Genomic DNA, 21,235 nt, shown 5'->3' on the forward strand with positions numbered 1-21,235 from the left:
GTCATGGTAGCGGACTGCGCTGAGTGCCAATGTCCACCATCCCCTTGACCGGCCCCGATGCACGCCGCGTGCTGGCCACGAGGGTCGCGCCGCCGATCAGCGCGGCCACCAGCACGCCCAGCAGCGGCCGGAAGCCGAAGGCGTGCGCGAGGTAGGGCGCAGAGCTGGCGCCGAGAAAAACGGTGAACCCGTACAGTGCGGTACCGGCACCGCGCCGGGGAGCCGCCCGATCACCGAACATGGTGACCATCGCCGTCGACGCGACGGCGATCCCTGCGACGAAGATGTTGCTTCCGACGACGATGACCGGAACCGAACCGGCCCCCAGGGCCTCGATCGTCAAACCTGCCGCTGCCAGCACGTACCCCACCAACGCCCCGGTTTCGGTGCCGACCTTGCCCACCCACGGCCCGACGAACGGCGCCACCAGCATTCCGGGAATGCCCGCCAGCCGAATGGTCGTGACGGTGGACTCCGGCAGCCGCAGCTCATCGACGAGCTGATTCGCCAGGCTCGTGTACATCGCGACGAACGACAGCATCAGCACGAACACCGCGGCCAGCGGCACTGCGATGTCCCGGCGGGTGAGCAGGCGGGCCTGGGCGGCGTAACCGGACACCACCCGCGCCGAGGGATCCCCACTGCGTTCCTCGCGCATGACGAGCGCCAGCAGCCCGACATTGAGTGCGAGCCCGGCCGCGCTCACCCAGAACAGCCACTGCCATCCCCATGCCTGGGTGATGACGGAGGCCAGCACCTGCCCGAGCACCCCGGCCATCAGATACGCGGTGGACACCGCGCCGATCGCGGTCGTCGCCGTCCGCCGGGGCAGCGCCTCCCCGAGATAGCTCAGTGCGGACGGTGAGAACGCTCCGCCGGCGAAGCCCTGCAACACCCGCAGCACTCCGAACAGTGCGGGTGTGGGGGCAAAGGGCACCAGCAAGGTCAGGACGGCCATCACCAACACACCAGCGATCAGTACACGTCGGCGACCGAATCGATCGGTGATCGGACCGAACAGTAGAAAGCCCGCGGCGTAGCCGAAGAGCGCCGCGGAGAGTGCGGGCGTCAGGTTCTGCCCGTCGTAGGACGCCGACACGGCGGCGTGAATCGGAATCCACACGTAGAGCTGCATGGTGACCTGCAGTGCACACAGCACGATCAGGACAACCCGCGTCATTTCTGCACTATTGGCCGGGTGTGGGGCCAGCGGCAACCAACGGTGTCGTTGTCCGTCACCTTTCCGGGCGCGTTGGCCCGAATACGACGATTCCCAGCGATTCCCCAGAATGCGCGGGACTGTGCGGCGCAGCGGCAACCGTGACTGGGCATATGCGCAGGAGGCCTTTTGCACAGGCCTTTCCCTGGGTCGCTGGCAGACTCGGGACCCCCGGGGTGCCGAGCACGCCGCTGCCCGGCAGCGGGGCGTGAATTGCAAGCATTGGCAACGCAATCCGTCACCTTGTGGGCGCGGCGGGCTTACCGCAAGATGTGCGTATGCGCGCCGCCTACATCGAGCAGCGGGGACCCGCTGAAAACATCCAGTACGGCACGCTTCCCGAACCCGTGGCATCGCCCGGTGAGGTGCTCGTCCAGGTCAACGCGGTGGCGGTCAACCCGGTAGATACCTTTGTGCGTTCGGGCTCTTACGCCACCGCGATTCCGCTGCCGTTTGTGGTGGGGCGTGACCTGGTCGGGACGGTTGTCCAGGCCTCCGAGGGATTCCGTACCGGTGAGCGGGTCTGGTGCACCAGTCTTGGGTACGACGGAAGACAAGGTGCCACAGCAGAATTCGCTGCGGTTCCGGCTGAGAGGTTGTATGAACTGCCGTCGGATGTGGATCCGGTGGTCGCTGTCGCGGTGGCTCACCCCGCCTCAACCGCCTATCTGGCGACCGTCGAATACGGGGACATCAGAGCCGGGGAAACGGTGCTGATCGTCGGGGCCGGTGGAAACGTAGGGTCGGCCGCGGTTTCGCTGGCGGTCGGTTCGGGCGCTCGGGTGATCGCCGTGGCATCGCAGCGCAGCCTGGACAGATGTGTGCAACTCGGGGCCCACGAGGTGTATGACTACACCTCCGATTGGGTGCCGCTGGTCAGTAAGAAGCACCCCGGTGCCGTCGATGTCTATGTGGACACCTCGGGCGTCAACGATGTCGTCGCGGCGGTGGATCTGCTTGCACCACACGGTCGGATCGTCCTGATATCCGGCGATGGAACCCCGGAGACCCAGCGGCCGGTGCCCCTCGGCCCGTTGTATCGCAAGAGTGGGTCCATTCGCGGGTTTGTCATGTCCAGGGCATCCTCCCGCCAGCTCGCCGATGCGGCCCAGCGCACGGCTGTCCTGCTTGCCGGCGGCGATATTGTTCCGAATTCCATTGATTTGATGCAGTTTTCAGAGACAGCGCGGGCGCACCGGCGGATCGAGACAGAAGTTATGGGCGGCACCCGGCTGGTGCTGCTTCCCGCGTGATTCCCGGCCGCAACCTGGTGTTTACCCCGCACCGGCGCACCGACCTGACGGACCCGAAAACCAACTTGACGGACCTTCTCCGGATACATCGCTGGCCCCTGTCGCCGGTGCCAGCCTTTGATGCGTGAGCCTCTTCGAAATCGAAACCAGCGCCTTCTGCACCTCATCGCCCGAAGACCTGTACGCATTGGTCAGCGACCTCCCCGAGAGTGGTCGGTGGAGCCCTGAATGCATTGGTGGACAATGGATATCCGGTGAGCCCGGACAGGTTGGCGCGGTGTTCCGCGGCAACAACAATCGCGCGACCGATGTCGTCGCATGGGCACCGGTGGTGCGCGGAGGCTGGCAGACCGAGAGTGAGATCGTGGCCGCCGAAGCTCCGAGGCAATTCAGCTGGTCCATCCTGAACCGTTCCGGAGAGCGGCAGGAGAGTGTCTGGAGCTACTTCGTGGACGCCGCCGATGGTGGGTCGATCCTGCGGCACCACTACCGGATGGGCAAGCCCACGGAGGGCATCACCGAAATCATGTCGCACCTCGACGCAGAAGGTAAGGAGCGGTTCGTCCGTGAATGGGGCGACAAGCTCCGCGCCGACATGCAGGCCACCGTGGACTCCATCTCGCGCATCACCGAGGAAGCCCATGCTACCCAGAAGGCTGGTGTACCTCAATGATTCTGCAGCGCATTGGAAACCGCGGCATCAAGCTCGGCTCACTCTTCGAGCGCGCGGCGCGTAGACACCCTTCCAACACGCTGACGCTGGACCATCGACCGTCGTTGGCGCCGCAGCTGGAAGGTACGTCGACCATCGCACAGGTGGCCACGGCCGTTGACGATATCGCGCGGCGGCTGAGGGCGGCCGGTGTCGCGCCCGGAGAAAAACTGGTTATTCACAAGTCCGACGGCTTTGACATCACGCTTGCGGCCTGTGCCGCGGCCCGTGTCGGCGCGGTTCCAGTGCTGTTGTCCCCCAAGCTGGACGGCGCGACAGTGGCGACACTCATTGGGCGGGTAGGTAATCCGGCCTTGTTGACGGACACCGCAAAGCTCGAGGGCGACCTGGCCGGACAGCCGATCACGGAGATCACCTCCCGAATCCTGCTCGCCGAGGGCGAGCACCCAGAGGCCGTGACGCTGTCGACGCTCACTCCCGCGGCACCCGCGCCGGCTTTTATCCCCAGCCCGCACGATCCGGCGCTCATCACCCACACCTCGGGTACCACCGGGGTACCCAAGCTCGCGGTGCACACCAACTTCACCTTTGAGGCGCGGTACCGTCCCCAGGCCGCCGTCGCCGCACTGGTACGCCGCCGCGAGCCCCTGGTCATCCACGTATCCTTCGTGCATTCGCGCCTGGTGACCGCACTGGCGATCGCGATGCTACGCGGCTTCCCCGTGGTGGTACTCGTAGACGACGAACCCGAGCACGCCGCGGAGATCTTCCTGCGTGTGAAGCCGGGAATCCTTGAGGCTCATCCGAACACGTTCATCAACTGGGAAGTGCTGGCCGACGATCCGCGGCGCCCGCTGGCTTCGGTCAAGTACTTCAGCAGCACCTTCGATGCCATTCACCCACGCACCGTGCGCACCCTCCTGGCGGCCACCCAACGCCGTCGTCCGCTTTTCGGGCAGCTCTACGGTCAAAGTGAGGTGGGGCCGATCGTCGCACGCGGCTTTAGCCGCCTCCGGTCCGCGGACTCCGATGGGCGGTGTGTCGGCTACCCCTTCCCGGGCATGACAGACGTCCGGATAGTTTCCCGCAATGGAGAGCCGCCGTCTTCGGAGAACCCCGGTTACATCGAGGTGCGGACCGACGGCCGGATTCGTACCTACTTGGGGGAGCAGGACCGCTACGACAATCAGCTCGACGACGGCTGGTGGCGGATGGGCGATGTCGGCTACCGCACTCGTTGGGGCTGCATTCACCTCCTTGACCGCGAAGTCGATCTCATCGAAGGCTTCGGCAGCACCCTCGCCGCCGAGGATCGCCTGTTCCTGGCGGTGGACGAGCTCACTGAGGTGATCATCGTCGCCGGCCCGAATGGTCTCGCGCAGCCGGTCGTGTGCACCAAAAACGATGTGCCGCTCAATCTGAACGCCTGGGATACCGCGGCGGCACAGTTGCCGCCGATGGCCCCGCCGCTTCAGCTGCGCCTCGATGAGCTTCCACAGACCGCTACCACGAAGATCAAGAGGCTGGAACTGTCGGCACGTATCGGCGCGGGGGCGATCTGATGTCGCGGCTCATTGTGGTCGGTGGTGGTATCGGCGGACTTGCCGTCGCGTTGAGCGCGGCCGCCTCGGGTAACGAGGTGGTTGTTCTGGAGCGGGCGCGCGAGTTCGCCGAAATCGGCGCCGGCATCCAGCTTGCCCCCAACGGATTACATGCTCTCAACGTGCTCGGCGTGGGCGATAAGATCGAGAGCATCGGAGTCCAGGTGGACTCGCTGCGGCTGTTCGACGCCACCGTCGACCGGCTGATCAACACGATGAGCCTGGGTGCGGATTATCAGCATCGGTTCGACAGCCCCTACCTGGTGGTGCATCGCGCGGAACTGCATCGCATTCTGGTCGACGCCTGCGTCTCTGATAGTCGCATTACGTTGTTGAGCCGCAGTGAGGTATTCGGATACCAGCAGGATGGCGAGGGAGTTCGGGCGCTGCTTGCCGATGGCACCAGCGTGGAAGGCGACGGTCTCATCGGCGCCGACGGCATCAACTCTTCGATCCGCCGAGTGCTGCTTGACGACGGCGAACCGCGGGTGGCCGGGATCACGGTGTACCGCACCACGGTGCCCATCGACAAGGTCGATGAAAGCCTGCAATCCAATTCGGTCACCTGGTGGACCGGGCCCGGATGCCATCTAGTGACCTACCCGATCGCGGGTGGTTCGCTGCTGAATCTTGCGGCGAGCCGCACGGACGGTGTCACACAGGCATTCTCCGGGGTCTCGGTGAGTGAGGCGCGCGTGCGCGGAGAGTTGGCGTCATTGCGCGGAACGGCGCGCAGCCTGCTTGAGCTAGGGCAAGACTGGAGATCCTGGTCGCTGGTGGATCGTGACCCGGTGCGGCAGTGGTCGGACCGCCGGGTGGTGCTGCTGGGCGATGCGGCGCATCCCATGCTGCACTACGCGGCGCAGGGCGCCAGCCAGGCACTTGAGGACGCCGTGGTCCTCGGCGCGATCGTTGGCGCCGATCCGGACCGCCTCCCGGGCCGGTTCAGCAGGTATGTCGAGGCACGCCGTGACCGCACCGCCGACGTGACGCTGGCGGCCAGGGACAGCATCGGCATCTGGCACGCGGCAGGTGACGCGGCCGTCGAGCGCAACGAGAAGCTGGGTGCCATGCGAGATTCCGATCTGCATGACGAGCTGGCATGGATGCACGGCGACACCGATTTCGGCTTGGCCGCGGTGACGTCGGCGGTAGGGGTGCGGTAGATGTCGGACCAACAGATTTGCATCATCGGTGCGGGACCTCGCGGTCTGGCAGTGCTGGAGCGCCTATGCGCCAACGAGCGCCACGCACCCAGCGCGGACCGAATCGTCGTGCACGTCGTAGATCCCTACTCGCCGGGAGCCGGATCGGTCTGGCGCACCAATCAGTCCTGGCATCTGTTGATGAACACCGTGGCGTCGCAAATCACCGTGTTCACCGACGACAGCGTGGCCATCGAGGGACCCATTGAACCGGGGCCGACGCTCTACGAGTGGGCGCAAAGCCTTGCGTTGCTGGGTGATCCATCGCGTAGCGGCGAGAAGGCGATCGCCGAGGCACGTACGCTGCGGTCCAACTCGTACCCGACGCGTGCCCTCTACGGGCACTACCTCAGCGACAGTTTCGCGCGTGTGGTCGGGTGGGCACCCGATCATGTAGCGGTCCTCGTCCATCGCTCCCGCGCGGTGGCATTGGCGGACACTCATGGCGATATCGATGGGCCACAGGGGGTTCGGCTGGAGAACGGGACCAGGCTGCATGATCTGAGTGCCGTCATTCTCGCCGTCGGGCATGTTCCCGCGGGCCTGCGTCCCGGTGAGGCCCGTGCCGCATCTCTCGCCCGTATCCACGGACTGACGTACGTCACCCCGTCCAACCCGGCCGATATCGATTTGTCCGCCATCAGACCGGGTGAACCCGTGGCTGTTCGGGGACTGGGGCTGAACTTTTTCGACTATATGGCTCTGCTGACGGTGGGCCGTGGCGGAAAGTTTGAACGGGAGCATGGAACGGAAGACGGGCGATTGGTGTACCGCCCATCGGGACAAGAGCCGATTCTGTACGCCAGCTCGCGACGTGGCATTCCGTACCACGCGCGCGGTGAGAACCAGAAGGGATCTTCCGGTCGCTATTTCCCGCGCCTGCTCACCGTGGAGCGCATCGCCCAGCTCCGCGAGAGCCTCGGCGTTCTCCTGCAGTTCCGCCGCGACCTCTGGCCGCTCATCGCGCGGGAGGTGGAATGCGTCTACTACGAAGGGCATTTGACGCAGCGCGGAGTGCCGGTCCAAGAGTTCGCCGAGCGTTACCTTGCCGCGGATGAGGGCGACCTATCGGCGATCTTGTCCGATCACGATCTGCTCGAAATTGCCTGGGAATGGGATGATCTCGACCGTCCGTGGGGTAACCGCGAGTTCAGTGGGCCTTCGGAGTTCACCGCGTGGATCCTCGAACACCTGCGTGCCGATGTGGTGATGGCACGTGAGGGCAATGTCGACGGTCCGGTGAAGGCGGCGCTGGATGTGTTGCGGGACCTGCGCAATGAGATCCGGCTGGCCGTGGACCACGGCGGGCTGGACGGCAAGTCGTACCGGGACGAGTTGGAGAGCTGGTACACGCCGTTGAATGCCTTCCTGTCCATCGGCCCGCCGGCTCAGCGGATCGAGGAGATCATCGCCCTGGTAGAGGCCGGGGTCATGCATCTGGTGGGACCGCAGATGCAGGTGCGCTTCGATACTCATGACCCGGCCGTGGTCATCGAGTCGCCACTTGTGCCGGGGTCGGCCGTCAGGACGCGCAGCCTCATCGAGGCACGGTTGCATGAACCAGACCTGCGCCGCAGCAGCGACCCCCTGCTGATCTTCCTGCAGGAGACCGGTCAATGCCGCCCGTATGAGATACCTACCGATGATCACAAGGCATACCAGACAAAGGGATTGGCGGTCACCGAGCGCCCGTACCGGTTGATCGGTGCCGACGGGCGAGTTCATCCGCGCCGGTTCGCCTACGGGGTTCCCACCGAGTCGGTGCACTGGGTTACCGCGGCGGGAATCAGGCCGGGAGTGGATTCGGTGACACTGGGCGACGCCGATGCGATTGCCCGCGCCGCATTGGCCAGTGCACCCTCTCCGGTTGCGGATGTGGGTGATCACGGAGTGCTGGTGTGAGCGGTTTCCTGGAGACCGGACTGCTGTCGCCGGTCAGCGCCGGCACCGTCGCCGAGGGCGAGTTGACCGACGCCGCGTGGCTGCAGGCGATGCTCGACGCGGAGGCGGCGCTGGCAGCAGCGCAGGCAGATATCGGAGTTCTGCCCAGGGGCGCGGCAGATGTCATCGCCAAGGCTGTGGCCGGACACGATATCGACGTCCGTGAGGTGGCGTTGTCGGCGCGGGAGACCGCCAATCCCGTCGTCGGCCTGATCAAAGAACTGACTCGGGTGGTGGGGGACATCGATCCAAGTGCGACCGACTACGTGCACCGCGGATCGACCAGCCAAGACATCCTGGACACCGCGGCGATGATGCTGGCCAAGCGGGTGCTGGCGCTCATCGCGACGGATTTGGGTTACGTAGCCGAGGCTCTTGCGATCCTGGCTGTCGAACACCGAGACACGGTCATGGCTGCTCGCACTCTGGCGGTGCAGGCCGTTCCGACCACGTTCGGGCTTAAGGCATCCGGCTGGCGGGAGCTGATCCTGGAGGCCCGCGCACGCGTGCTCGCAGTCGCGGGCAGACTTCCGGTCTCATTGGGTGGTGCCGCGGGCACCCTTGCCGGGTACCTCGCATACGCCGGACCGCACGGTGCAGATCCCGGGGCATTCGTCGAGACACTCAACATCGCCTTCGCGCGGAGGACGGGCCTGGCCGCCTCGGGGCTGCCCTGGCACGCGCTACGCGCCCCGATCGCCGATATCGGCAGCACCATGGCCTTTGTGACTGGCGCATTGGGCAAGTTCGCCATCGATGTGCTGACCTTGAGCCGCACCGAGGTCGGGGAGGTGCTCGAACCGGCGCCACCCGGTCGCGGTGTCTCCTCGGCCATGCCGCACAAGCGAAACCCGGTGCTGGCCACGATGATCAGATCGGCGGCGTTGCAGGTTCCGGCGCTCAGTACCATCCTGACCAACTCGTTGCTCAGCGAGGACGAGCGGTCCGCGGGTGGCTGGCACGCGGAATGGCTGGCTCTGCGCGAATGTCTGCGCCTCACCGGCGGTGCGGCGCAGACGGCCGTCGATCTGAGTCGCGGTCTGCAGGTGCGTGCCCAACGCATGTCGGAGAACCTCGGGTTGCTCGGCGGCCAGCCCTCGGCCGAGCGGCTGTCGGCGGCGCTGTCCGCGCAGTTGGGCAAGGGGCCGGCGAAGGCCCTCGTCTCTGCGGTCGTCGACGAGGCAGTCGCACGTGGCGTGAGTTTGCGCGAGGCAAGTCTTGCCCGGCCGGAGATCATCGCGTGGTTGAGCGAGGCTGAGGTCGATGGACTGTTGGACCCCGTCACGTACGTCGGAGCGGCAGGTCAGCTGGCACAAGCCGCCGCCACGCGGCAGATCTGAGGAAGCCACCTGCGCGAACTTTCGTTCAGGCTGATTCTTTGCGAACTGTTCGCGCGTAAGAGTCTTGACGCTGCCGTACCCCACATTTACCGTTGCCACGCACACACGGCAGACGGGTAGTTGGGATTGACTGACATACAGGTTGGTGGGGCGCGCGAGGGAGGCCCCACCGCGTTAGCCGTGCTGCGACTGTTGGCGTCCGGAACGGCGCCCGATGTCTTCGAGGCCCGGCTCAAGGAGATGGCCCGCGAGTCCTCGCCCCCGTGGAGCGCTGCGGATCTGCACCGCGCCCGCGGATACGCCGAACGCATCTACAGCCTTATCGAGGGGCAGAATCAGCGGGAGGCCCGACTGTCCAATCTCGTGGGTGTGGCCATCGAGCTGCTTGGTTGCCGCGATATCGATGAGGCTTCGACGATCTTGGTGGAACGTGCGCGAATCATGCTCGACGCCGACTTCGCGTTCATTTCGGTACGCGATGACGCCGGACCTGATCTGCGGCACCACGTCCGTTATGTCGACGGGTCTACCACCGCGATCAACCGGGGTCTGTACTTCCCGATTGGCGACGACGTCGGATTGGTAAGCCAGTACCGTCCTGGCCATGGGCCGGTGTGGACCACAGATTACCCGTCCGACACCAGGTTTAGCCGGGCCAGCGATGGCGACGCCGCGATGCGCTCCGAGGGTGTGCACAGCCTGATGGTCATGCCGATGGAGCACGAGGGGCAGCACTTCGGCAACCTCTATGTCGGGTCACGCACGGTGCGCAGCTTTACTGGCGCCGAGCGATCACTCTTCGCCAGCCTCTGCTCTTTCGCGGGTATCGCGTTGGCACGTGCCGACGAATTCTCCAGCAATACAGCACAAATCAGCGAACTAGAGCAACGCCTCGAGCTGCGGACCAGGCTTCTCAACGCCGGCGCGGGTCCCGGTGGCATGGATAGCTTTGTCCTCACGGCGGGGGAGCACCTCGGTGTCGCGATGCGGGTGACCGGGCATGACGGTGACGAGATCGCTTCGTACAAATGGGAATCCGATCCGGAAGACTTCGTGACAACCGCGCTCACGGTGGGTGATGACTACCACGGCGAGCTATCCGTCGCGAGCCTGAATGACGACCCAGTCTCGGTGTACCCGTTGAAAATCCAGGATCTCACCACCACGGCCGCGGTGGTCATGTGCGGCGACAATCGAATGTCGTTGTCGGTGTCCCAGCTGCGCGACGACCTGCTCCACGACGTGCTGGATTACCGCCAGCGTGACAGTCGATTGGTTCAGACCTACGCCCGCCGTTTGTCTTTGGACCTCAATCAGCCCCATGTCGTGGTGATCCTCAGGCCCGAACGTGGCGGATTGGATCGCGCATCGCTGTGGTCTGCGTCGTTCGCCGCACGTGTGGGCGGGCTGCGGACCACCCAGGACGAGGTGGTGGTGTTGCTCGTTCCGGGAGCGGATCCGGGGCGGACCGCCCAGGCGGTATGGGACGAAACAACCACACACCTACGCATGCCGGTGACGGTGTCGGCCGCCGGACCGTCGGATCGTGTCGAGTCCATCGAAGAGACGTATCAGGACGCGATGCGCTGCATGGACGCGATGAGTGCGCTGGGTGCTCTCGGAACCGCCGCCGCCGCAAATGAACTAGGCTTTCTGGGCGTGCTGCTCTCGCGCCACCAGGACGTCGAGGGTTTCGTCAGATCGATGGTCGGGCCCGTCATCGACTATGACGAAGACCGCGACACCGATCTGCTTCAGACGCTCGACGTCTACTTCACCGTTGGCGCCAGCCCCACCCGCGCCGCGAAGATCCTGCACACCCATCCCAACACGGTGGTGCGTCGCCTCGAGCGGGTGAACGAGTTACTCGGTGACGGGTGGCAGGATGCCGAGCGGCTCCTGGACACGCAGCTCGCCATCAAGTTGTGGAAGGTTCGAGGCTCGTTGCTCACTCGCCAGACCGGGTGACACCAGGCATCCCACCGCCGCGGCGATGGACACGAGCGTGGCGTGACGATGCCATCCGGTGAACGACCGCCCCGCGAAGTCCTGCATGCCCATGCGGTTCGCCAGGTGCAGGTATCCCTGCTGCACGTGATCGGCCAGCGCCACCTGATGTGCCTGTGACGAGGTGGAGAATTCGGGGTCGTTGGTCAGCCAGAGTTCGGTGCGGGCGCGCGAATGGTCTAACGGAGTCATGCCGACGAGCGTCAACGGTGTCCGTGACCGTACCGCCGAGGGGTCCGCCAGCTGAACCTTGGCGATGCTGATCAGGTGTCGGCGTCCCTGGTAGACGTACTGCTCGGTGCGCCGCGAGCCCTTGGTGGCCTGCACGATCTGCGCGGCGGGCAGGACGCGCCCCTGGTAGCCGGCGAAGGCCGGGTCGACTACTTGAAGCTGCAGGTCACTGGGTACCCGCGTGGTCGCCACCTGATGGGCCAGCGTTCCGAAGAGCTGTGTCAGGTCCGCACCGCTGGCACCGAGCAGGTCGAAGATCACCGGTGCTTTCGAGGGACGGGCCACCTTGAGGAATTCCTGGAACGACGACAGCGCGCATCCGCTCACCGACTCCAGGGGGTAGTCCTCGGGGATCGAGGTCTTGGTCTTCTTGGTCGCGGATTCCAGCCAGGGCTGCGACAAATGCAACCGCCAGCTCACCGGTACCGCGAATCCGTCGGCGGCGAGCCACACACTGAGGGCGAGCTGGCCGTTGACCGCGCGCCCGGCGCGAGGGCAGTACCGTCGGTCCACACCCACGGAGTGCACGCCCGCCTTCGGAATGAGCATGGGGGTCACCACCCATGCGGCGGCGTGGTACGCGCTGGTGAGGTAGGCAGTCAGGTCCCGGCGCACCGCCCACCAGTCCCAGGTGGAGCTGTTCACGAAGTGATGCAGGTTCTGCTCGCTCACTTCTCTGCCCATGGACTGGCCCATGGTGGCCGCCATGTTCCGCGCCGACTTACGTCCGCGCACCTTCAGCAGGCCGGTGACGTAGTCCTCGCCCTTGGCGCGCTGATCGCAGCGCGGCAGTGATCGCAGCACTTCGGGGCATACATGCGAGGCCACGGACGCCATGGCGTCGACCGAGCTGACGCGGGGCCGCGTATCGAACAGTTCGGTCGCGGCCCGGGCCTTGGTCGCAGATGTCATGTCTGAAGCACCTCAATGAGTTAGCGGATGTTCGGAGTCGACCCAAGAATGGGCCAGAGTCGCGTTGAGGGCCAGGTATTGGCACCACACAAAGTGACGGACTATGCGGGTGCCCCACTACACCAAGCGTGGTGGACTAATGCGAGATGACGGATTGATGAACAACCCCGTGACCTGCAAATTATTGTCTGCAGGCTGAGTCATTAGGTGGCGCAATGGGGTGTCAGGGGGGTCAACTTGACGGATTCCCTCCGAACTGACGAACTGAATTCACGATTGTTTGGTGCGTGACGCCCCATCTCGAAGATAGAGAGGTGATTACCCGGCGGGCGTTGCTAGGAACGACATTTGCGTTGGCTGGCGCGGCGGCACTTGCTGGCTGCGGCTCCCAGGCCAGCGCGGCGGACCCGCAAGTCTCTGTGACCGGTGGCGCGATCCGTGGGGGAACCGCCGGCAAGGTGCGCGTGTTCCGGGGCATTCCCTACGCGCAGCCGCCGACCGGGGAGAATCGATTCCGGTCCCCGCGCCCGCCGGTTCCGTGGCGAGATACCTTGGACACCAGGAGATTCGGCTCGGACTTCATTCAGCCGGCTGGCGGTGATCCGGTGCGTCAGGAAGACGCACTATATGCCAACGTATGGACGCCCACGGTCGATCGGGCAGCGAAGCTGCCCGTGATCGTCTATATCCACGGCGGCGGCTGGTCTCGGGGAGCGGGCAGTCTTCCGGTCTACGACGGGGCGGCGCTCGCCGAGCGCGCCGGTGCCGTCGTCGTGAACTTCAATTACCGGCTGGGTGCCTTCGGCTTCTGCGGTCATCCCGCCCTCGAAGACCCCGATACCGGACTGCACACCAACTGGGGCCTCCAGGATCAGATTGCGCTGCTGCGCTGGGTTAGTGAGAACGCCACGGCGTTTGGTGGCGACCCGGGGAACATCACACTCGTCGGGACCTCGGCGGGTGGTGCCAGCACCTGGCAGTTGTCTCTGCATCCACAGACGCGGCCGCTGCTGCGCCGAATCATCAGCATCAGTCAGGCGCATGTGTGGAGTCCCTACCTGAGCTTGACGCCGGCCGACGCCACCGCGGTGTTTGATGCGCTGGCCGCGGCTCAGGGGGTATCGGTCAAGGACCTGAAAGACGTACCGGCGGACCGGATACGCGACTGGTGGGTCGCCCAGTTCGCCCAACCGAGGTCGCAGCGGGTGGTCATGAGCGGCCGCCAGTATCGCGGGCCCGTCCTCGATCCGGTGCTGCTCCCGGCCTTCGATGTCAGTCAACCGATGCCGGACATCCCCACCATTTCTATCTACACCAGCACGGAGGGGTCGTTCTTCACCGGCCCCAACGCGCCCGACCCGCAACCGCAGCCGACCGATGCCGCCTCGCTGCGCGCCGCCTTCCGTGACATTCTCGAGCAGGGGGCGACGCCCATATCCGACGAGACTGTCGCCGATGCCGTTGCGGTGTACACGGATTCGGCAAAGCAGGATGGTCGGCCGGCGGATCCGCTCTCGCTGTGGACCGAATTGTGGGGAGACGCGCTGATCCGCCACGACGTCCTCGCCTTCACTCGCAGTGCGACGGTCGAGCGGCGTGCACCGCTGTACCTCATGGAGTACGCCCACCCGGTACAGCCGCCGTACTTCGGCGTGCCCCACGAGTCGACGTCACCGTTCCTCTTCGGTACCTACGCGCACCCGTCCAATGTGGCCAAGTTCGGCGACGGGCCCAAGGAGCGTGAAACCTCTGCTGCCTTTATGGATGTGGTGACAGAGTTCGCGCACGGCCGTGCACCGGCCAGCCCTCGGCTTCCTCAATGGGATCCGGTTGGCCAGGACTTGCGGCAGCTTGTGCTGCATGACGGCGCCGGAACAATCACCACTCCTGCCAAGACCACACAGCTGGGCGTTCTCGACGCAGTCCAGTGGGGCAAGTGAATCAGAAATCAATCGAATGGAGATCACGAGAATGGCTGCGCCATCACTGCTGCTAACTACCGGACGCGCTGTGCAACAACCGGTCTGGGAGAACGACGTGCACCTGGAGCGTGTGCGGGCGGAGCTCAGCGAGCTGCCCGCGCTGGTCGGCGCCGACGAGATCAGGACCTTGCGTGCGCTGCTGAGCACCGTCGCTCAGGGCCGGGCCACCATCATCCAGGCGGGTGATTGCGCGGAGGATCCGCAGGAGTCGACCAATGCTCACGTGGCGCGCAAGGTAGCGCTGCTTAACGTGCTCGCCGGCACCATGCGAATGAAGACCCATCGGCCGGTGCTGCGGGTCGGCCGCATCGGCGGGCAGTACGCCAAGCCGAGGTCCAAGCCCACCGAGATGATCGATGGTATCGAACTGCCCTCTTTCCGAGGGCATCTCGTCAATGGTCCGCAGCCGCACCCGGTACATCGGCGTGCCAATCCGGATCGGATGCTGGCCGGATACTGGGCCGCGAACCGGGTGATGGGTCACCTGGGGTGGCGGGTGCCATCCTCACTGTCGGTCATCGAACCGCCGGTGTGGACATCTCATGAGGCGCTGCTGCTCGACTACGAGGCACCGCAGCTGCGGCGCGACGGCGAGAACCGCATGGTGCTCACGTCCACGCACTGGCCCTGGATCGGCGACCGGACCCGGCATCTGGACGGCCCGCATGTTGAATTGTTCTCCCGCATCGCCAATCCGGTGGCATGCAAGGTCGGCCCATCGATGACGACCGAGGAGCTGCTCGCGCTGTGCGACAAGCTGGATCCGGGGCACGAGAGCGGACGGTTGACGCTGATCGCGCGTTTGGGTGCTTCGGCCGTGCGTAACAAGCTGCCAGATTTAGTTGCGGCGGTGCGTGAATCTGGGCACCCCGTGATCTGGCTGTGCGACCCACTGCACGCCAACACGGTGTCCACCGACTCCGGGTACAAGACGAGGCACGTCCAGACGGCCATCGACGAGGTGCGCGGCTTCCGTGAGGTGCTCGATGCTGCGGGCGTGCACTCGGGCGGATTGCACCTGGAAGCGACGCCGGATGACGTCGTCGAGTGCGTCTTTGACGATTCCCAGAATCACGAAGTAGGTCAGCGGTACTCGACGCTGTGCGATCCGCGTCTCAACACCGCTCAGGCCGCCGAGGTGGTGTCGGCATGGTAGCGGTGGTGACGGGTGCTGGCGGGGGAGTCGGCTCTCGAGTGGTGACGACCCTGGCTCGCCGCGATGAGCGAGTTGTCGCGGTGGACATCGACGAGGTGGCCATCAAGCAGCTCGTCGAGTATGCCGCCGATGAGGGGCTGGACATCATCGGACAGGTGCTCGACATCACCGATGACACCGCGGTGGCGGTGGGGGTGGCCGACATTGAATCTCGGATAGGCCCCATCACCTCGCTGGTGAACGGTGCGGGGGTGCTGAGAACAGGGGCGGTGGTGGAGTTCTCCGACTCCGACTGGGCTCAGACCTTTGATGTCAACGTGCGGGCGCCCTTTGTGCTGAGCCGGGAGGTGGCCCGGCACATGATCCCCCGCCGCGCCGGTTCCATCGTGACGATTGCCTCCAACGCAGCGTTGGTGGCCCGTAAAGGAATGACGGCGTACGCCGCGTCCAAGGCAGCCGCCAACGCCTTCACCAAGAGTCTGGGGTTGGAGCTTGCGGAGCACGGAATCCGGTGCAACGTTGTCGCTCCCGGTTCTACGGACACCCCCATGTTGCGCGCCATGCTGGGAGATTCCTCCGACTCCGGACTGGTTTCCGGCAGCCTGGATGACTTCAAGCCAGGGATTCCCCTGGGGCGCGTCGCCCAACCACAACACATCGCTGACGCTGTGGCCTTCCTGCTTTCCGACCAAGCCGCCCACATCACCATGCACACGCTGGTGGTCGACGGCGGCGCGACGCTAGGGGTTTGACCGATGACCACCGTTGAACGCGGTATCCCGATCATCGCCGAATACGAGCTGCCGACAGTGGATCTGCTGCCCGCCAACACGGCGGCGTGGCAGATCGACCCGGCTCGCGCGGTGTTGCTCATCCACGATATGCAGCGCTACTTCCTGGCCCCACTGCCCGCTTCGCTGCGTGCGGAGCTGGTGAGCAACGTCGCAGCCATCCGTGACAGGTCCGTGGCTGCAGGCATCCCGATCGCCTATACCGCTCAGCCCGGCAGCATGACTCAGGAACAGCGCGGACTGCTCAAGGACTTCTGGGGCCCGGGGATGCGCGTGGACGAGGAGCATCGCCAGATCGTCGATCCGATCGCGCCAGATCCCGGCGACTGGGTCTTTACCAAATGGCGGTACAGCGCCTTCCACCGTTCGGCGCTGCTGGAGCGGATGCACGCCGCAGGGCGCGACCAGCTGATTATCTGTGGGGTTTACGCGCATGTAGGAGTGCTGATGACCGCGGTTGATGCGTTCACTCACGATATCGAGACCTTCCTGGTCGCCGATGCGATCGCCGACTTTGATGACGAATCCCATTGGATGGCATTGGAATACGCGGCACGGCGGTGTGCCGTGCTGACCGTTGCCGATGAGGTGCTGACATGAGTGATCTACTGGGGCGCGTCTTGGCCGGGGCAACCGGACCGTTCGCGCTGCTGCACCGGCCGGAGTCCGGGGCGCCCGACGCCGTCGATGTGTTCACCGGGGAGGTGACGTCCGTCGAACGGATAGGCGACCTGCCGTTGCGCGATGGACTGGTTGGGCATGACCTGCTGGCATTGGTGCCCTACCGCCAGATCGTCGAGCGCGGATTCGTGGCGCCCGATGACGGTGCTCCGCTGCTGGCACTTGCCATCGAGCAGCAGGAGTCGGCGCCGTTGTCTGCGGTGCTGGATCGAATTCCCGAGTATCCGGTGGTGGTGGGCCACAGCGATTTCGATATCGATGACGAGGAGTACGCACGCCTGGCCTCCGGGATCATCTCCGAGGAGATCGGTCAGGGGGCCGGCGCCAACTTCGTGCTCAAGAGGAACCTGCTCGTGCAGTTGCACGACTATTCGATCAACACAGCGCTGACGCTCTTTCGCAGGCTGCTGGAGCGGGAGAAGGGTGCGTACTGGACCTTCCTGGTGAGTACCGGGGAGCAGGTGTTCGTCGGTGCCACGCCCGAACGCCATATCAGCGTGCAGGATTCGTTGGCCGTGATGAATCCGATCAGCGGGACCTACCGATACGGTGCCAACGGCCCGAATCTGGATGCCGTGATGGAGTTTCTTGCCGACACCAAGGAATCCGATGAGCTCTACATGGTGGTCGACGAGGAGCTGAAGATGATGGCTCGTATCTGCCCGGATGGTGGTCAGGTGCAGGGTCCGTACCTGAAGGAGATGGCGCGGCTTGCGCACACCGAGTATCTGATTTCCGGTGTGACGAAACGTGATCCGCGAGATATCCTGGCCGAGACGATGTTCGCGCCGACGGTGACAGGAAGCCCGCTGGAGAATGCGTGCCGCGTCATCCAGCGGTATGAACCACAGGGCCGGCGGTACTACAGCGGAGTCGCCGCGCTGATCAGTACCGATACGGCCGGTGTGCGGCAAATGGATTCGGCGATCCTGATCCGTACCGCGGAGATTTCGCCGGATGGAGCACTTGTGGCAGGCACCGGCGCCACCATCGTTCGGCATTCCCATCCCGTGAGTGAGGCCGCGGAAACCCGCAGTAAGGCGGCAGGATTGCTCTCCGCGTTGACGACACGTCGCGAACTACGCAGTCATCCCCGCGTTACGGAGGCTCTCGCCAGTCGCAACACCGGCATAGGGACCTTCTGGCTGGGGCACGAGTCAGGGGCGAGTGCCGCGAATCTGGTCGGCCGGACCGCGTTGGTGGTCGACGCAGAGGACACGTTCACCTCGATGATCGGATTGCAGCTGCGGGCCTTGGGCTTGCGGGTGGATATTCGTCGCTTCGACGAGGACATCAAACCCGGTTCGCATGACATTCTGGTGCTGGGTCCCGGCCCGGGTGATCCGACGGCCATTGACGTTCCGAAGATCGCGACGCTGACCGCGTTGACGAAGGCCGCACTGACCCAGCGCATTCCGTTCCTATCGATTTGCCTGAGTCATCAGGTGCTGTGCCGACAGTTGGGTCTGCCTGTCCGTCGCCGGGAGCAGCCCAATCAGGGCGTCCAGCGGCAGATCGATTTGTTCGGGACCGAGCGGCATGTCGGGTTCTACAACACCTTCGCCGCGGTCACAGGCGGAGAGTGGGTGGATACTCCGGCGGGCCGAGTGCAGATCAGTTCGGATGCCGTGACGGGTGAGGTTCACGCGGTGCGCGCCAAGCGATTTGCATCGATCCAGTTCCATGCCGAATCCATCCTGACGCGGGATGGAGTAGGGATCTTCGCTGAGCTGCTGACGCCGCTGGCGACTGGGGTTCCGGTACTAGCATGACAAGTGTGCGCATAGACATTCACGCTCACCTGTGGTCCGACGACTATCTCTCGCTGCTCGATGAGCACGGACGGGCCGGTACCGATGTACATCGTGGTCTCGGGGCCGGGGCGGTGCGCGCCGATTTGGATGGGCGTTTCGCGTTGATGGACGAGGCGGGTGTAGACCTGCAGATCCTGTCGGCGACACCGGCATCGCCCCATTTCGAGGAGGAGTCTGCCGCCGTCGAGAGTGCCCGATTTATTAACGATGAGTACGCGAAGCTTGCCAGCGAGTACCCGGGCCGGTTCCGGGCGCTGGCCTCGTTGCCCTTGCCTCATATCCCGGCCGCGTTGGAGGAGCTGAGCCGCGCGATCGACGATCTGGGGATGTGCGGTGCGGCGATCACGACTTCGGTGCTTGGTCGATCAATCGCCGACCCGATCTTCGATCCGCTGTACGAGGAGCTCAATCGCAGGAGCGCAATCCTTTTCGTGCACCCTGCAGGGTGCGGAGCGGACTCTTCCTTGATCACCGAGCACTCGCTCACCTGGTCTATCGGAGCGCCGATCGAGGACACGATCGCGATCATGCACCTGATCGTCGCGGGCATCCCGTCGCGTTATCCGGATATGAAGATCGTGACGTGTCATCTGGGTGGGGCATTGCCGATGGTGCTGGAGCGGGCGAACCGGCAAGTGACCGAATGGGAAGCCACACATTGTCCGGAGGCTCCCAAGGACGCGGCCCGACGGATTTGGTACGACACGGTGGGACATGACCACGCGCCCGCGCTACAGGCGGCTGTCGCGTCACTGGGTGCCGACCGGCTGGTGTTCGGATCGGATTTCCCGTACCAGGGAGGTGCCAGGTACGTCAGTTCCGCGACGTACATCCAGGAGGGTCTGTCGGCCGAGGATGCGTCGTTGATCCTCGATCGCAATGGGGCTGAGTTATTGGGGCTCGCGAACTGAGGCTCTGCCAGGGCTAGCTGTGTCCGCTCGACTTGTCGGTGGTTGTGTTTAGTATTCGAACATGAGTTCGATTGGGGTGTTGGAGGCGGCGGTTGATGCCTTCTGCGCCGAATCGCGCGATGGGTTGACCGCCGCTGATGCGTTGACGGTGCTGGCCCGTGTGGAGGTGGTGCAGCGTCGGTTGTCTGCCCATGGGTTGGGGCTGGTTCCCAAGGTGATGTCGCAGGCCTCGCCGGTCGAGCTCGGCGGCACCTCGTTCCCGGATGTGTTGTCGCGCCGGTTGCATATCGGTAAGGGGGCGGCCCGGCGCCGGATCGGTGATGCCGAGCAGTTGGCGCCGCGGCGGGCGTTGACCGGTGAGGTGCTGGCTCCGCAGCTGCCGAATGTGGCCGCCGCGCTATCTCGCGGCGATGTCGGGGACGAGCATGTGCGGATCATTCGCACATTCTTTGATCGGCTCCCGGTGGTGGTGGATGCCCCGACCCGCCATGCCGCCGAACAACAGCTAGCCCAGATGGCCGTCCGGTTTCGGCCCGAGGCACTGCGCATCGGTGCCGACAGGATGATGGCCCTATTGAACCCGGACGGTGAGTTCGCCGATGTGGATCGGGCGCGGCGGCGCGGAGTCACGATCGGGCAGCAGGGTTTTGACGGCATGTCACCCATCAGCGGCCTACTGGATCCGGAGACGCGTGCGTATCTGGATGCAGTGTTCGCCAAACTGGCCGCACCGGGCATGTGCAACCCGGCCGACCAGAGCCCTCTCGTGGACGGGGAGCCCGACCCGGAAGCCGCCGAACACGACCACCGCTCGGGTGCCCAACGCAACCACGACGCACTGCGCACCTGCCTACGATCGACGCTCGCGTCCAGAGATTTGGGTTCCCACCACGGACTGCCGGTCGCCGTCGTGGTCACCACCACCCTGGCCGAGCTCGAACACGCCGCCGGCATAGCGGTCACCGGCGCCGGCACCAGGCTGCCCCTGCGTGATGTGATCCGCATGGCCGCCCACGCCCACCACTACCTGAGCATCTTCAACGACGATGGCCGACCGTTGTATCTGGGCCGCACCAAACGCATCGCATCGGCAGATCAGCGGATTGTGTTGCACGCCCAAGACCGCGGCTGCACCCACCCCGACTGCACCGTGCCCGGATACCTGTGCGAAGTCCACCACATCACCGAATGGGCCGATGGTGGCCCCACCAACATCGACAACCTCACCTTCGCCTGCGCACCCCACCACCGCCTCCTCAACCACGGCTGGACCACCCGAAAACACACCAACGGCACCACCGAATGGATACCCCCACCACAGCTCGATATCGGTGACTCAATCGCCAACAACCACCACCATCCGGGACGGCTGACGCCCGCCTACTAGACTGGTCGGCGGACCCCGCGCGGCGTCTATCCTGTGAACTCCCCCAGGGCTGGAAGGCAGCAAGGGTCAACGGGCTCTGTCGGGTGCGCGGGGTCCCCTTTCCGAAGATCGCGACCTCCAGATGCCCCGCA

The 21,235-nt window shown here is 65.0% G+C and carries 16 protein-coding genes and 1 other RNA gene; 15 read left to right on the forward strand and 2 right to left on the reverse strand.

The window, feature by feature from the left end:
• Window position 1: 1 nt before the first annotated feature.
• On the reverse strand, window positions 2-1,180 hold the full coding sequence (locus tag B4383_RS07815) for an MFS transporter (protein ID WP_078290026.1): 1,179 nt from the start codon (window positions 1,178-1,180) through the stop codon (window positions 2-4).
• Between the two features lie 317 nt (window positions 1,181-1,497).
• Here B4383_RS07815 and B4383_RS07820 point away from each other — a divergent pair, with 317 nt between their 5' ends.
• The 7 genes from B4383_RS07820 (at window position 1,498) to B4383_RS07850 (ending at window position 11,200) form a co-directional block, all read left to right on the forward strand.
• Window positions 1,498-2,472, forward strand: coding sequence for an NADPH:quinone reductase (locus tag B4383_RS07820; RefSeq protein WP_078290153.1), 975 nt, complete (start codon window positions 1,498-1,500; stop codon window positions 2,470-2,472).
• Window positions 2,473-2,596: 124 nt separating this feature from the next.
• A complete protein-coding gene (locus B4383_RS07825; protein WP_078290027.1) occupies window positions 2,597-3,145 on the forward strand; it encodes an SRPBCC family protein in 549 nt (182 codons plus the stop codon).
• Window positions 3,142-4,707, forward strand: coding sequence for an AMP-binding protein (locus B4383_RS07830; RefSeq protein WP_078290028.1), 1,566 nt, complete (start codon window positions 3,142-3,144; stop codon window positions 4,705-4,707). Before B4383_RS07825 ends, B4383_RS07830 begins: the two co-directional genes overlap by 4 nt.
• Window positions 4,707-5,912 carry an FAD-dependent monooxygenase gene (locus B4383_RS07835; protein WP_078290029.1) on the forward strand — a complete coding sequence of 402 codons (1,206 nt, stop codon included), beginning with the start codon at window positions 4,707-4,709 and terminating at the stop codon, window positions 5,910-5,912. The genes B4383_RS07830 and B4383_RS07835 overlap by 1 nt, the downstream gene beginning before the upstream one ends.
• On the forward strand, window positions 5,913-7,853 hold the full coding sequence (locus B4383_RS07840) for an FAD/NAD(P)-binding protein (RefSeq protein WP_078290030.1): 1,941 nt from the start codon (window positions 5,913-5,915) through the stop codon (window positions 7,851-7,853).
• On the forward strand, window positions 7,850-9,232 hold the full coding sequence (locus B4383_RS07845; protein ID WP_078290031.1) for a lyase family protein: 1,383 nt from the start codon (window positions 7,850-7,852) through the stop codon (window positions 9,230-9,232). Before B4383_RS07840 ends, B4383_RS07845 begins: the two co-directional genes overlap by 4 nt.
• A 240-nt stretch (window positions 9,233-9,472) precedes the next feature.
• A complete protein-coding gene (locus tag B4383_RS07850; RefSeq protein ID WP_078290154.1) occupies window positions 9,473-11,200 on the forward strand; it encodes a helix-turn-helix domain-containing protein in 1,728 nt (575 codons plus the stop codon).
• Here the strand turns inward: B4383_RS07850 and B4383_RS07855 are convergent.
• A complete protein-coding gene (locus B4383_RS07855; RefSeq protein ID WP_078290032.1) occupies window positions 11,096-12,382 on the reverse strand; it encodes a transposase in 1,287 nt (428 codons plus the stop codon). The genes B4383_RS07850 and B4383_RS07855 overlap by 105 nt on opposite strands.
• A 314-nt stretch (window positions 12,383-12,696) precedes the next feature.
• Here B4383_RS07855 and B4383_RS07860 point away from each other — a divergent pair, with 314 nt between their 5' ends.
• From B4383_RS07860 to ffs, 8 genes are all read left to right on the forward strand, one after another.
• Window positions 12,697-14,322, forward strand: coding sequence for a carboxylesterase family protein (locus tag B4383_RS07860; RefSeq protein WP_078290033.1), 1,626 nt, complete (start codon window positions 12,697-12,699; stop codon window positions 14,320-14,322).
• A gap of 16 nt (window positions 14,323-14,338) precedes the next feature.
• Window positions 14,339-15,520: a 3-deoxy-7-phosphoheptulonate synthase gene (locus B4383_RS07865; protein ID WP_078290034.1), complete on the forward strand. Its 1,182-nt coding sequence runs from the start codon at window positions 14,339-14,341 to the stop codon at window positions 15,518-15,520.
• Window positions 15,514-16,272, forward strand: a complete 759-nt coding sequence (locus B4383_RS07870) for an SDR family oxidoreductase (RefSeq protein WP_078290035.1) — start codon at window positions 15,514-15,516, stop codon at window positions 16,270-16,272. The genes B4383_RS07865 and B4383_RS07870 overlap by 7 nt, the downstream gene beginning before the upstream one ends.
• Before the next feature lie 3 nt (window positions 16,273-16,275).
• Complete coding sequence (locus B4383_RS07875) at window positions 16,276-16,911, forward strand: isochorismatase family protein (RefSeq protein ID WP_078290036.1); 636 nt, start codon at window positions 16,276-16,278, stop codon at window positions 16,909-16,911.
• Complete coding sequence (locus tag B4383_RS07880) at window positions 16,908-18,764, forward strand: anthranilate synthase family protein (RefSeq protein ID WP_078290037.1); 1,857 nt, start codon at window positions 16,908-16,910, stop codon at window positions 18,762-18,764. The genes B4383_RS07875 and B4383_RS07880 overlap by 4 nt, the downstream gene beginning before the upstream one ends.
• 5 nt (window positions 18,765-18,769) lie before the next feature.
• Window positions 18,770-19,717: an amidohydrolase family protein gene (locus tag B4383_RS07885; RefSeq protein ID WP_078290155.1), complete on the forward strand. Its 948-nt coding sequence runs from the start codon at window positions 18,770-18,772 to the stop codon at window positions 19,715-19,717.
• Between the two features lie 61 nt (window positions 19,718-19,778).
• Entirely contained in the window at window positions 19,779-21,104 is a 1,326-nt protein-coding gene (locus tag B4383_RS07890; RefSeq protein ID WP_078290038.1) for an HNH endonuclease signature motif containing protein, read from the forward strand.
• Window positions 21,105-21,111: 7 nt separating this feature from the next.
• An RNA gene (gene ffs, locus B4383_RS07895) (signal recognition particle sRNA small type) lies at window positions 21,112-21,206 on the forward strand.
• The last annotated feature ends 29 nt before the right edge of the window (window positions 21,207-21,235 follow it).

This window comes from Mycobacterium sp. D16R24, from assembly GCF_002013385.1.
GTDB lineage: Bacteria > Actinomycetota > Actinomycetes > Mycobacteriales > Mycobacteriaceae > Mycobacterium.